The 13,933-nt window shown below is 45.3% G+C and carries 14 protein-coding genes; 4 read left to right on the forward strand and 10 right to left on the reverse strand.

From position 1 onward, the window contains the following. Positions 1-150: 150 nt before the first annotated feature. The 8 genes from HYN51_RS16725 to rhaB all read right to left on the reverse strand — a co-directional run bounded on the left by HYN51_RS16725 (position 151) and on the right by rhaB (position 7,419). Entirely contained in the window at positions 151-282 is a 132-nt protein-coding gene (locus HYN51_RS16725; protein WP_268993524.1) for a hypothetical protein, read from the reverse strand. A 211-nt stretch (positions 283-493) separates the two neighbouring features. Beyond that, the gene (locus tag HYN51_RS15015) at positions 494-985 is read right to left on the reverse strand and encodes a GNAT family N-acetyltransferase (protein ID WP_108900759.1); all 492 of its coding nucleotides are present in this window, start codon (positions 983-985) and stop codon (positions 494-496) included. Between the two features lie 46 nt (positions 986-1,031). Beyond that, entirely contained in the window at positions 1,032-1,865 is an 834-nt protein-coding gene (locus HYN51_RS15020; protein WP_108900760.1) for an MBL fold metallo-hydrolase, read from the reverse strand. Positions 1,866-2,075: 210 nt separating this feature from the next. Next, a complete protein-coding gene (gene rhaT / locus HYN51_RS15025; RefSeq protein ID WP_108900761.1) occupies positions 2,076-3,110 on the reverse strand; it encodes an L-rhamnose/proton symporter RhaT in 1,035 nt (344 codons plus the stop codon). Between the two features lie 363 nt (positions 3,111-3,473). After that, positions 3,474-3,788, reverse strand: a complete 315-nt coding sequence (gene rhaM, locus HYN51_RS15030; protein ID WP_108900762.1) for an L-rhamnose mutarotase — start codon at positions 3,786-3,788, stop codon at positions 3,474-3,476. Between the two features lie 68 nt (positions 3,789-3,856). Then, positions 3,857-4,681: a rhamnulose-1-phosphate aldolase gene (gene rhaD / locus HYN51_RS15035; protein ID WP_108900763.1), complete on the reverse strand. Its 825-nt coding sequence runs from the start codon at positions 4,679-4,681 to the stop codon at positions 3,857-3,859. A gap of 12 nt (positions 4,682-4,693) precedes the next feature. Then, positions 4,694-5,950, reverse strand: coding sequence for an L-rhamnose isomerase (locus HYN51_RS15040; RefSeq protein ID WP_108900764.1), 1,257 nt, complete (start codon positions 5,948-5,950; stop codon positions 4,694-4,696). Next, positions 5,947-7,419 carry a rhamnulokinase gene (rhaB, locus tag HYN51_RS15045; RefSeq protein ID WP_108900765.1) on the reverse strand — a complete coding sequence of 491 codons (1,473 nt, stop codon included), beginning with the start codon at positions 7,417-7,419 and terminating at the stop codon, positions 5,947-5,949. Before rhaB ends, HYN51_RS15040 begins: the two co-directional genes overlap by 4 nt. A gap of 312 nt (positions 7,420-7,731) precedes the next feature. Here rhaB and rhaS point away from each other — a divergent pair, with 312 nt between their 5' ends. The 3 genes from rhaS (at position 7,732) to HYN51_RS15060 (ending at position 10,024) form a co-directional block, all read left to right on the forward strand. Continuing rightward, on the forward strand, positions 7,732-8,559 hold the full coding sequence (gene rhaS / locus HYN51_RS15050; protein WP_108900766.1) for an HTH-type transcriptional activator RhaS: 828 nt from the start codon (positions 7,732-7,734) through the stop codon (positions 8,557-8,559). A 121-nt stretch (positions 8,560-8,680) separates the two neighbouring features. Then, complete coding sequence (gene rhaR / locus HYN51_RS15055; RefSeq protein ID WP_108900767.1) at positions 8,681-9,514, forward strand: HTH-type transcriptional activator RhaR; 834 nt, start codon at positions 8,681-8,683, stop codon at positions 9,512-9,514. A gap of 54 nt (positions 9,515-9,568) precedes the next feature. Continuing rightward, a complete protein-coding gene (locus HYN51_RS15060) occupies positions 9,569-10,024 on the forward strand; it encodes a hypothetical protein (protein ID WP_108900768.1) in 456 nt (151 codons plus the stop codon). A 98-nt stretch (positions 10,025-10,122) separates the two neighbouring features. Here the strand turns inward: HYN51_RS15060 and HYN51_RS16425 are convergent, their stop codons facing one another. Together HYN51_RS16425 and HYN51_RS15065 are read right to left on the reverse strand one after the other, a co-directional pair. After that, positions 10,123-10,299 (reverse strand): hypothetical protein, encoded by a 177-nt coding sequence (locus HYN51_RS16425; protein ID WP_157953058.1) that lies wholly within the window; start codon positions 10,297-10,299, stop codon positions 10,123-10,125. A gap of 689 nt (positions 10,300-10,988) precedes the next feature. Next, a complete protein-coding gene (locus tag HYN51_RS15065) occupies positions 10,989-11,495 on the reverse strand; it encodes an EexN family lipoprotein (RefSeq protein WP_108900769.1) in 507 nt (168 codons plus the stop codon). A gap of 484 nt (positions 11,496-11,979) precedes the next feature. On the opposite strand from HYN51_RS15065, the gene HYN51_RS15070 reads away from it, so the two are divergent. Continuing rightward, positions 11,980-13,908 (forward strand): DKNYY domain-containing protein, encoded by a 1,929-nt coding sequence (locus tag HYN51_RS15070; protein WP_108900770.1) that lies wholly within the window; start codon positions 11,980-11,982, stop codon positions 13,906-13,908. The last annotated feature ends 25 nt before the right edge of the window (positions 13,909-13,933 follow it).

Raw genomic sequence — 13,933 nt, forward strand, 5'->3', positions numbered from 1 at the left:
GGCAGGAATTTAATTAATATAAAAAGAATCATAAAATAGACAGGCTAAATCTAAAGTATTATACAAATGATTAAACTACTAATACCTCACGTTACTATCAGTTTAAAATATAAAAGCCACACGATAGTGGCTTTTATAAATGATTAAAAACTATATTTTACAGCCTTCGCAGTCATCTTGATCCTGAATAATATCAGGAAGTTCATTCACTTTTTGTTCAGCTTTTTTCTCTGCTTTCTCTAATTCAGCATCGATATCGAAATCAAAAATATCATCACTCATATACAATTCTCCATTCGGTCAGAGATAAATTATAGCGCACTCATCGGTCATGCAGTACCGCATGTCGGAAGATAATCTGAGGTAAATATTTTCCATGAGTTTTCTTATCGGTATTCCATTGGTCGCTCCCGAACACCAAAAAAGAGAGCGAAATGAATGCAATCCTTGGCCATCACCGCATTTTCTTAGCCATCCCAGTCATCAATACGCCCTAAATATCCATGACCATCTCATGCCACGACATCCCGCCGTGATCGGATTCAGACTGCTTCACGTAAACAAAGCCAAACTTTTCATACAGCCCAATATGGCGCTGCTTGCACATCAAATGAATAGTTTTCTTACCCATCCCCTGCATATGCTTAATAAACGCCTTCATTAAAACGCTGGAATAACCCTTACCCTGAAAATCCGGATCAACCACCACCGACATAATCACTACGTTCGGCGCATCAGGATCGTGACCAATGAGCTCTTTAAACGCTTCATCAGACATCACTACGTCATAGGCGCAGCCACAGTTAATGAAACCCGTAATGCCTTCTGACGTTTCTAATACCAGAAATCCTTCAGGATAAGTCTCTATGCGTTTAACAATTTTCGCTTCCGTAGCGGCTTCATCGCCTTCATAGGCGGTTATTTCAATCTGATAGCAGCGGGCAGTGTCTTGCGGCTGAGCCGTTCTGATTTTTATGGATTCCACTCTTTCATGGTCCTTTTATTTATGAGCGGCATTCTTTGCCTTAATCTCAGACAAATTCTAATACTTTACCTACACCAATCTCATTCACATTAGTACTACGGGCCAGCGCAATTTTGGCATTAAGATCGGTGCAGTGGCATGGGTACAAGTGTACTGGTTGTATACATCCTAAATGCCCGGCAGTGCGAGACATCAAGGCTTCACTGGCATTTTGTAAATGGAAACCGCCAATTACCGCCAATACGCGTTGCTCTCCGGTTACGTTAATAGCGTAATCAACAATATTACAAATACCAGAATGGGAGCAGCCAGAAATCACCACCAGACCATCGGGGCTGATATACACCAAGGCGCTATCATCCAACACATAATCACCGACAAGATTGCCACAGCAGTCTTTGGTTTGGCCTACTGGTCGCTGCGCCTCAAAGTCATTGGTACGTTCTATTTCACCGAGAAACAATAAATTATCGGTAATGTAATAAGGCTGTTTAGTTTCGACTTTATCCAGATAATGGTTATAGCAATCTTGCGGGTAGTTTGCGCCAATAACTTTATCTCCGTAGAATTTAGGTGCGAAGGCATCAGGATGGGCAATCAATTGAATGCGCCGCTCCGTAGAACGGTCGATACGGTCAAAGTACTGCATTAAATGACCCAATCCCCAGGTATGATCGTTATGCCCGTGAGACAATACGATGGTATCCACCTGTTTGAGGTCGATACCTAAAATATCAGCATTGTGAATGAAAATATCGGAGTAGCCGGTATCCAGCAAAATTTGTCGACCATCGATATCAATGTGGTAGCACACGCCGGGCTCACCTATCAGATAGCGATCGATCAAGGTATTGTTATCCAGCAACACGGTCAATTTCATATTCATTCCTGTTGTATTTTACTGACAACATCGACTAGAAACAGACGACAGTCTTATAAGTTACAACGAATATAGAAATTCTGACCGGCAAGTACAAGCCTTCTGACGCAGGTTCACGGATAAAAAATTAATAGTTCCCGTACCTTTAAAACAATATCGGTGGAAATACCATTGATATTTCCACCGATATGCTGAGATTTTAACGCCGGCTTATGACGCCATTCCCATACCAACAATGTTCGCCGCCAGAATAATGACCAGACAGCCAAGGCACAGGATACGTACCGGTTTACGTCCTACGCCTAGCCACTCTTTAAGCAGCAGGCCAACGATGCCACCACACAGAACATAGAAGCTCATATGCAGCATCCAGCTCATATAACCATAATGTTCTGGCACATTTGCATGTCCCCAAGCATAGAAGAAGAACTGTAGGTACCACATCACACCGCCCAGAATAGAGAACAGCGCATTGGTTATCAGTAAGCTCTTAGCAACAGAAAAGTCGGCTTTCACGGAAAGCTCTGGCTTTATCGCCAAACGAATAAAACAGAAGGCCAAGTTAACAATGGCCCCACCGCCCATAATCACCACGTAGCTCGGCAGTGCCACATACAGCGGGCTGATACCTATCTGCTCTGCGGCCTGATGCATTGGCTTCGCCGCATCCATCGCAAATGACATACCAGCAGAGAAGATACCGCACATAACGGCCAAAACTAGACCCTTTTTCAGGTTGAATTCTTCAGCCTGAATACCAAGCGCCCGTTCTTTTAATAAGCCTGCATAGCTAACAATCGCAACCCCGATCACCGCAACAAATACCCCCAGCAGCGTCATTTGCCCGCCGGAAGTGCTCAGCAACAAGCCAAACTTGCCCTGTAATACCGGCGTCATCAGCGTACCGATGATTAGCGTTACCCCAATGGCAATGCCTATTCCCAGTGACATACCGAGAAAACGCATCGTTAAACCATAGTTAATATTGCCAATCCCCCACATCGCCCCGAACAGAAATATCGGTAACAGCGTCGCAATGGAGAACGAACCGTAATAAGCCCAAAAATCAGGCAACAGCAGATAGCTCACAGTCCAAGGAAGAATAATCCATGAGAAAAAGCCGCCGAGAGACCACATGGTTTCCCATGACCATTTTTTAACCTGTTTAAATGGCGCATAAAAACATGCTGCGCTGGCTGCGCCAACGAAGTGCCAGAAAATACCCAGAAGAATCGAACCACTCATACCGGTAACCCTTTATTATTAAAAATTATTAACCGCAGGGGCCGCAATCCGTATCGCGGCATTATAAATTAATGAGGCGCACCTCATCACTACAATGCCTTCATTCTAAAAATGAATCTGTCCGCCAGCCTTTATACCAGTGCCACAGTCTCACGAGGATTGGCAAAAAACAAAAGATCAAGGTGAGCCGAGTCACAAAATAATGAATTAAAACAATATGTATCGGCTAATCACGGTGGGCGGTATGGTTTGAAAAGGGTCATTGAACAAACAAAGGAGAGGGGATATAAAAAAATCCGGAACAAGAGAAGCCCCTCCTGTTCCGGTTGCCAGCCCCACTGGCAAAAGCGAAGTTACTAAAGACTAATCCAGATAGAAAACCTGACGTAATTCATCACTGACAGGACTATTATCCGGGTTGGAAGGCATAACATCGGACATATGCTTCCACCAGCGTTGGCAAACATCGGTTTTTGCTACCGCATTCCAACGCTCTTCTGATTCGATCTCAACATAACCAAACAACTGATGACCGCGCTCATCAAGAAAAATACTGTAATGGTGCGCCCCATGAGCCTTCAGCACCTGTTCCAACTCTTCCCATATCGGACTATGCCGTTGTTGGTACTCTTTATGTGAATCAGGATTTACTTTCATCAAAAAGGCTTTACGAATCATACAATTCATTCCTTTTACTGTCTGACCATCTGACAACAGGCGACCGATTTTTCGGCCGCCTGTTACTGTTACAAATTAACAGCCGATGCCATTGGCGTTACGCCAAAGCGTTTACCTAAAGCCACCAGTTCTTCAGAAGAGATAGTCTGCTTTTTACCGCCCATGGAACGAACTTTCACCATGATTTCCGCTGATTTTTCCGCCGTATCGATTAATCCAAATGCATCATCTAGCGTTGGCCCAGTACCGAAAATACCGTGGAATGGCCATAACACCAGCGAATGATGCTGCATTTGTTCTGCGGTGCAAACACCAATACCATCGGTACCCGGAACCATCCAAGGAACAATGCCAACCCCATCAGGGAAAACCACCAGACACTCGGTGCTGCCTTCCCACAATTCGCGGGTAAACACTTCATTTTTCAATTCCAGCACATAGCTAAGCGCAATCAAATTAGTCGCATGACAGTGCATGATAACGCGATCTTTACCTGCGCTAACGCCCATACGCACAATGTGCGACTGGAAATGAGCAGCCAGTTCAGAGGTCGGTAAACCGCCTTTATTCAAGCCCCACAAGATACGGTATCCAGTACCGTCCCCGTTCACTTGCAAAACCACCAGATTTTCAGCCGGATTTAACTGCACATTGCGGAAGAACTTGCCGGAACCGGTCACAATAAAGTAATGGTTTGCCAGTTGCGGCATTGACTGACTAAGCACCTCATGACGAGGTTCTGCATAGAAATCCTTTTGATAAGGTGCGATATCTTCAGGCAGCAAACGCAGGCTGATATTTCCGCCGTTACGCTCGTCCCAACCTTTAAGCCACATATCGCTGGTCGCTTTGACCATACCCTGAACAAACCATGAAGAAAGAATGTGTTGCATAATGAATAGCCCTTAACGTTTGCTGAGTACGGATTGTTCATATTGGCGAACAGTTTGTAACCACTCACTGCCCACCGGTACGTTATGGCGTTGACAGTAGGTTTCCCATACGGCCTGCCACGGTAAACTTTTTTGTTCTTCGAGCATTGCCAGCCTGGCGGTGTAATCACCATCCACTTCCAGCTTACGCAACATGTCAGTAGGTTCCAGCAGTGCACGCAGCAGTGCTTTCTTCATATTGCGCGTTCCGATTACCCAAGCAGCAATCCGGTTAATAGAGGCATCAAAGAAATCCAGACCGATGTGTACGCGATCAAACAGGCGGTTACGGATAATTTCATGCGCAATGGCCTGAGTCTCGTCATCCAACAGCACTACGTGATCGCTATCCCAACGAACTGGACGGCTGACGTGCAGCAGCAGATGCTTCACAAACAGCATAGCGGTAGAGATTTTGTCCGAGATAACTTCGGTAGGATGGAAATGACCTGCATCCAGACAAAGCGCCGTTTTACGGCTGGTGGCATAACCCATGTAGAATTCGTTAGAACCCACAGTAAAGCTTTCAGCACCAATACCAAACAGCTTACTTTCTACCGCATCGATATGATATTTCTCATCAATCTTCTCGCTAATCACCTCATCCAGCGCGGTCATCATGCGCTCACGGAAAGCAAAACGGTCAACGGTCAGATCTTTCATTCCATCTGGAACCCAAATGTTCATCACTGAAGCAGTGCCCAGTTCACGACCAAAATAGGCAGAGATACGACGGCTAGCCTGACAGTGCTCAATCCAGAATTTGCGGATCTCTGGATTCGCGTGAGACAGCGTAAAACCATCGGCGCTGAGAGGATGGGAGAAACAGCTTGGGTTAAAATCCAGCCCCATACCTTTTTGGCGAGCCCACTCAACCCAGTTGGCAAAGTGCTTTGGCTCAATTTCATTACGCTCAATAACTTTGTCAGATTCCAGATAAATAGCATGCAGATTAAGACGTTTTGGACCCGGAATTAACGCCAGTGCCTGTTCCAAATCTGCGCGCAATTCCACCGCGTTACGCGCTTTCCCCGGGTAATTCCCCGTCGCTTGAATGCCGCCCGTCAGAGCACCACCCATATTCTCAAAACCAGCAACGTCATCCCCCTGCCAGCAGTGCATAGATACGGGTAAAGTATCCAGCAGCTTCAGTGCGGATTCCACATCCACATTAAATTCAGCATAGCGGGCTTTGGCCAGATTCCAGGCCTGGTCAGTTGATGTTGTCATAGTACAAATTCCTCATAAGAGTGGCTGAGTGCCTGAAAGCGGCACCAGTGTTGTGCAAAATCGAAAACAGGGTTTGGGGTATAGCAGTTCAGCGGGAAGCTTTCTGTTAGTAGCTTGCGATAGCTGGCAACGCTATCAATTTCGCCCAGCGCCATCAGTTGGCAGCCAATATTTCCCAGAGTGGAAGCCTCAACCGGACCGGCTAATACCGTCAGTTGACAGACATCGGCACAAAGTTGGTTCAAGAAAGCATTCTGACAACCGCCACCAACGATATGTAATTGCTTAATTGGTTGCCCTTGCAGCGCAGAAAGCTCCTGCATGACCTGCCGGTAGAGCATGGCTAAGCTATCAAAAATACAGCGCGCCAATTCTTCCGGTGTTTGTGGAACCGGCTGCTGGTGCTCAGCACAGGCCTGACGAATCTCTTCCACCATAGAGGCTGGATTAATAAACCGTTCATCATTGGGATTAATCAGACTGGTGAAGGGAGGCAGTTCCGCCGCTTTAGCAATCAACTGCGGCAGATCGGTTATTGCCAGTTCGCTGCAGATACGCTGCAACAACCATAGCCCCATAATATTTTTCAATACGCGGTAAGTACCGTTGATACCACCCTCGTTGGTGATATTGGCGGACATCGCCTTCAGGTCATTAAACGGACTGATGCTTTCAATCCCCATTAAAGACCAAGTGCCTGAGCTCAGGTAGGCGCAATGATATCCGGTTAATGGTGCAGCAATCACCGCACTGGCAGTATCATGGGTAGCAACAGACACCACCGGAACAGCGCGACCTGACGGCGCCTGCCACTCACCAATTGGCGTTCCTGGTTGGGATGGTTTAGTCAGCCAATGTGCCGGAATGCCTAGATAATCCAGCAGTTCCTTATCCCAATCACCGCTGCTCAAATTGAGCATTTGCGTGGTACTGGCATTGGTATATTCGTGGTTAATTTTGCCGGTGAGGCGATAGTGCAAATAGTCAGGCATTAACAGCAGATGCTTAACCTGTTCAATCAATTCCGGCCGCTGCTCACTGAACGCTTTAAGTTGATACAGCGTATTAAAGGGCAAAAACTGAATACCGGTTTTCCAGTACAAGTTTTTCTGACCCAGCTCATCCATCACTTTCACCATCATGCCATCGGTACGATGATCCCGATAAGCATACGGCAGCCCGACCCGCTCTCCTCGCTTATCCAGTAAAACGTAGTCAACTCCCCACGTATCAATACCGATACTGGAAATCCGCACGCCATTATCATCAATGATGGTCAGCCCGGTGAGAATTTCGCGCTCAAGCGCTTCCAGATCCCAAGTATCGTGACCGTCAACTGGCGTCAGACAATTGACGAACCGGTGAATCTCTTTAAGCGTCAAGCGTTGAGTTGAAGTACACCACGTTGCCAGCATCACCCGTCCACTGGATGCGCCTAAATCAATAGCGACAATATTGCGCACGCTCATAGTAACCTTCCCTTTATTCATTTATAGCGGGAAGTCTACGGAGAGTAAGCGGCTTCTACCTTCGGGCCATTGCCATGCCACCCGCAGGATTGGCAAAATAACAAAGACTGGTGTGAAATCGATCACAAAATGGCAAAACCGCATGCCGTATCGATACCAAAACGTAATGTGACCTTCTGCACAAACTCATCAATAAACTCATCAATCTTAAAAAAATGGTTATTTTTGGCCAATGTCGCGTCTGATTTCTAAGGCGAACCGTTCCAGTTTTCCTCTAATATTTCTCCATATCGTGTTGAAAGGAGTCACAAAATGACCTTACTAAAAAGTGATGGTTTTTTTGCATCGGATGCCTCAACGGTTGCTATTGAAAGCCGGGCACCGCAATGTGCTTTTCCTGAACATAGCCATGATTTCTATGAGATCGTTCTTGTGGAACATGGTTCCGGTGTTCATATTTTTAATGACACCCCCTATGCACTGTGCAGCGGCACCGTTTGCTTTGTTCGCGACAAAGATCATCACCAGTTTGAAAACGTTGATAACCTACATTTAACTAACGTGCTGTATCGTTCACCAAAAAACTTTCGTTTTCTTACGGATATCGAAGCTTGGTTACCCGGCTCCCATCCTCAGCAGCAATCACACTGGCAAATCAACTCGTCTGCACTGAAAAAGGCGAAAAATTGCATTGATTGCCTGCAAACAAGCGCAAACAGTAGCGAGCTGGAAGATATTGCCTCTAGCGAAGGTTTGTTCTTACAACTGCTGATGTTACTGCGGCAAAGTTGCTTCGAAACCGTAAAGCAAGATAGCCGAGAAGCCTGCGTTGGCGCACTGCTTAACTGGTTACGTAATAACTACAGTGAAGAGGTTAACTGGGAAGAGCTGGCTGACAGTTTCTCTCTGGCGCTACGCACCATGCACCGTCAAGTGAAACAGGCAACCGGCATGACGCCCCAGCGTTATCTCAATCGACTCAGACTGCTAGAGGCTCGGCGGCGTCTGTTTCAAAGTGATGACAATATTACGGATATTGCCTATGCCTGTGGATTTAGTGACAGTAATAACTTTTCAGTTCAGTTTCGGCGGGAGTTTTCACTGTCACCGCTGCAAATGAGAAACACCATAAACCACTAATAACAACACGTTACTTTAATCATGGTAACTAATTACGACCAGATTAAGACCTCCATCACCGTAATGCTGACTGTGATATGTCACACTAGATACCAGAAGTGCCGACAGGGAAACAGATCGCATGTCATTACTGAAACTTCATACTCATGACTTTTTCTTTAGCGCAAAAAATACGGTAACCGTTGCCGAACGGTTACCTCAACCCGCTTTCCCTATCCATACCCATGATTTTTATGAGTTGGTCATTGTCCGACGCGGTAATGGCCTGCATATCGTCAATGATGTGCCCTACTATATTACCTGTGGCGATCTATTCTATATCAATGCCCGTGACCATCATGGCTATGAATCAGTTAACGATCTAGAACTGAATAATATTCTCTACTGCCGTTCACAATTAAACCTAGTGGCAGACTGGGAAATGTTGATCCCCGGAGATAACCACAGCCAAGAACAGCGCTACTGGCGGTTGGGCATTCAGGGGATATCTGCCATTCAAACGGTGATTGATGCGCTGGCAAAAGAGTGCATGAAATCGGATGCCCTCTCCATTCAGTTAAGCGAATCCCTGTTTTTGCAGCTAATCCTATTGTTGCAGCGGTATCGCCACCCACCAGATAGCCATCAACTGGCGGATGCACAATTGCTAGACCGCCTGATGCTAGACCTGCACGCCGGTATCGGTAATGCATTCCGGTTGGAGGATTTCTGCCACCGCCACCAACTCTCGCCGAGAAGTATACAAACGCTGTTTAAGCAGCATACGGGCGTCAGTATCAGCCACTACCTCCGCCAACTCCGGCTGTGTAAGGCAATGTCGCTGCTGCGACAAAAGCAGATGCAGATTAGTGAAATATCGTCAGAATGTGGCTTTGAAGACAGCAACTACTTTTCTGCCGTGTTTAGCCGGGCGCTAGGCATATCCCCCAGTGAATACCGCCACCGTTTCCGTTAACATGCTATTTGTTTATGTATACTTGCGTCACCTCAGTCAGGGGGAAATTAGGTTATGATTAAACTATGGCAAACAACAGGACTGGACATGCCACACATTAAAACAGGATTGATAGCCTGCATTTTGCTGAGTATGACGGTGAGTACTTCTGTGGCAGCAAGTAATATGGTGCTTTCAGGAGAATATACCTTCTATACCGACGCAATGAGTCTGGAAATGATTGGTCAGAATATCTGCATGTTCCCTGATGCTCAAAGCGGTAAACAAATCCCCCGCAGTAAGAGCGATGAACGTGACCTTTGGTTCTGTTTCAGTGATTACCAGCAGGCTAGGAAAGCGTTAGATATTCCCGCCAAACCCCCTAAACAAGGCTGTGGTTACAGCGGTAAGCTGACTGTGGAAGTGGCGGATTATCATATTAATGAGCTACAGAATGATGACTTTGATATAGCCAAGCTGGTGAAGGTGATCGACCATGATAAGCCGGAAGTGATTGAGTGCCAGCCGTAAATGGGAGACTGCTGTAATGCAAATCAATAACGGAACCAATGTGCATGACAGGCGCACATTGGCACCTGTCAGTTTCAATAACAGCAACAAACCTGAACTCAACCATTACTGGCATATAGCACCGCAAACAAAGCCGCCATTTTCTCATGCAAAATAAACTGTAGTGACTCTTTTGTCGGCGTGTCATCGAGATTAACCACGGTACTAATCAGCGCAAGGCACTGTTCCGCCAGTTCTAGCGGGTCGTTTGAGGGAAAATCAACAGGATTAATCATCGATACGCCCTCCGCTTTTCAGGTAACAAACTGAAATGGAAGATCGTTTTTCCGATCCCGATCTGAAATTAGATCCGGGGCGAGCTATAAATTCAGGGTGAGTTTGGGTATGCTTCACGACAGCCATGATGTTACTCCAATAACGTTGTGGTTAGAAACCCCGTTAGTGTTCGCGCACTGCGGGGTTTTGCCTTTTAGTGGCGGATAATACCGCCAGCACCGCCACAGTATATTTATACAGCGATCGGGTCAATTGAATGACCGGCGTTCTGGTGGGGAAATTTGAGATTTTGGGGGATTATCGCAAAATAGAGTAACTCGCTATTTTTCTACTTCACTGATATACCCCTGTTCGAAATAAGAAGGTTTTGGCGGAGTACTTACAAACCCTTCTACAGCCTAAAACTAACCAGCGCAAAAAAAAAGCCCCTCAGAGAGGGGCTAAACCAAATGAGGCCTTAAAATACGCTTACTAGTCTATGCGTGCAGGTAACACACATTAACTTCAAATTTAGTCACCAGACCGGGTAATTTCAAATGTGTTCAAGGATAATTTGAGTCTTATTCGCTAACTGTTTTATATATCGAATAAAATAAATATACCTTATACTTCATATGGTTAAAATTATTTAATCTCTTTATCACTGATTAGACTATTCATTTCTCAGTTATGGGGAAAATAACAATTATCAATCAGCATGTTTGCTGACACAAACTTCCGGCATGAACTGCTCATATGACAGTGAGGTAAAGCAAATCCATTGATTTGTCGCTATAGCTCCAGCCATTCCCGATCGCTTTTTTGAGAACGTCAGCCAAATACCACTGGCATCACCGGTAAAATCAACTTTGATATCGCCCGTCGTCTGATTGATCTTATATTTTGGCGATGTTGGGCTATTGGAGGGACAAGCGGCCTCCACATCAATAACCTTATCCATCAGGTTTAGTTGAAGGTCTACTTGATACCGGCATGAATTAGCAATTTGAAACCCTTCCGCTACTGCTGACTTTGCCAACTCAGCTGCTTTGCGGGCATTGTTGCAGTTGGTGCTGTCATCATCGGATTCACATTCAGAAAGCTTGGTTATCAGTTCATTCTTATCTTTTATATACCAATCAACCGATTTTTCTGTTTCACAACCAGCAATACACAGCGCCAGTGCTGGTACCAAAAACAGTAAATTCCTTTTCATCTCAATCACTCGAAAAACGTGTATTCCCTTATCATAACAAAAGTTATTCAACGGGTTTGGCTTTTATCTGAGTGGCAGAGAGAGATAGGGTAAAGATGCACCATTCAGCTCATTTAATGTGTTGCCCAAAAAGATGTTCACTACCCTCTAATGTTGGTTTTCAATGCCTATCCTTTGTGTATACTGTGCTTAAATTAACAGTTTGAAAACGGCAATCAGGACGAGAATATAGCCGTCACAATAAAAAATAATTCACACGAATAAAAACATACAAGGATGTATGCCCATGAACGAAAAACTCTTCATCATCGCTATTGGATCGGCCCTGCTAATTTTGTTTAAACTTATCTGTGATTTTGAAGGTAGCTTTATTGGTTTGGCTGGCTAAAACGATATGTCACGACTCTGCTCACAAATCTCGCTATATTAAACGCCGAAACTAAAGGACCTCCCCCGGAATAAACACACTTTAAAAGGGAACGTCATGAGAGCATTGTTGAGCAGCCTTGCCTTTTGGGTTTTATCTTTTGGCGTGACCTATGCCTATACTGGTGCTGCGTACTATGCGGTCGAAAACGGCGGCGTGTATTATCACAATTCAATGGGTATGAGTATCAAAATAGAAGGCGCTGATGCGGAAACCTTCAAAACAGTTCCTAACGGTAAGGCAGCCAAACCGTATGAACGTTTTGATATCTATGCTACCGACAAAAATCACGTCTATTTCTATGAAAAACCGCTTCCTGACGTCAGCCCCCAAGGTTTTATGCTGATCCCCAATGTTTATGCGATGGTTAAAAATAATCAGCATGTTTACTACCAGCAAGACGGGAAGCACCTCATATTGGAAGATATGGACCCGGCAACCATTGTGGTAGTTAGCCCACAGTTAATGAAAGACAAACGTTTCGTTTATCTCCGCATTCCCCCTAACCGCATGCCGCAAAAGATTGAAGGGGTAGACAGCGCCAGTTTCGAAGCCATCTTGGGCACTCCGTATATAAAAGACGCGACACAGGTTTTTTACCGCCCGGATGATAATTCGGAACATTATCTTCCGATTGTGCAAGCCGATCCTGCAAGTTTTCGCGTTGATAATCCGGACCCAAGCTATTCACGCGACGCTTCCCACATTTTTTTCCACGGCAAGGTCATCGCCGGAGCCGATGTAAAAACCTTCCGGCAGTTAATGGCGAGCCAATATAACTTGGACGCAAACTACGTCTATTTCAACAATCTGCGAATTAACGATGCTGACCCAGCAAGCTTTGAAATTCTGGGGAACGGCTACGCCCGTGATGCTCAAGCGCTATTCTTTCAGGATAAAAAAATTCCTGATGCCGACTTACAGAGCTTTGAACTGAAGTATAACGGTTTTGCTAAGGATGCTAAAAACGCCTATTACAAAGGAGAGATCATTGCCGGAGTGGATATGGCCAGCTTTGAGATCGTTTCCTCTTACGATGCTGAATCTAAAGATAAGAATCATACTTACCTTGGTGCAAAAATTGGCCCCCATCGTGCAAAACAAAGTCGCTATATGACTAAAGGAAAATACGTCTATATATTCTATTCCCCCTCTGCCGGGAGCAGCCTAATTGATGGTGCTGATGCCAAAAGCTTTCAGGCGATTGACGCCTATTACAGCCGAGATAAACGACACATTTTTGCAGGAAGTCGCGCAATCAGCGGCGCAGATTTAGCTACCTTTAAACGTTTACAGAACGATTACAGCAAAGATAAACGACATATCTACTTTTCCATCACACCAATCGCAGGCGCTGACCAAAAGAGCTTCGAGATACTGGATATACAATACAGTCGAGATAAACAGCGGGTATTTTTTCAGGACAGGCTCATTACCGGAGCCGACCCGAAGAGCATTGTTATGTTGAAATATCCTTACAGCCGCGATGCCAGTTCAATCTATTATCAAGATAAGCGTATTGAAGGTGCCCATCTCAAAAGCTTTGAACTACTGAGTGATGATGATTACGCCCGCGACAGCGACAGCGTTTACTTTCAGGGGCAGAAGATCCTAGGCGCAGACCCCGCTACGTTTAAGCGATATTGGGATCTAGACCTTTATATCGATAAGCATTCCATCTTCTATCGCGGCACGCTTATCAAAAATTCCGACTCTCCTACGTTTAAAACTTGGGATTACCGTTGGTGGCAGGACAAAAATCAGGTTTATTATCAAAATAAAGTCGCAAACGGTGTTGATTCAGCAACTTTTCAATGGCTAAGTACGACTTACGCCAAAGATAAAAACCATGTCTATGCGAATAATGAAATTGTTGCTGATGCGGATCCAGCAACGTTTATCGTGCTTGATAGTTCTTTTGGCAAAGATAAGAATAGCTATTTTCGCTGGGAGAGGAAGACGGATAGTAGGGATTATCTGCGGTGATACTCTATTTCACCCTATTTGCCTC

Source organism: Limnobaculum parvum (genome assembly GCF_003096015.2).
GTDB classification, from domain to species: domain Bacteria; phylum Pseudomonadota; class Gammaproteobacteria; order Enterobacterales; family Enterobacteriaceae; genus Limnobaculum; species Limnobaculum parvum.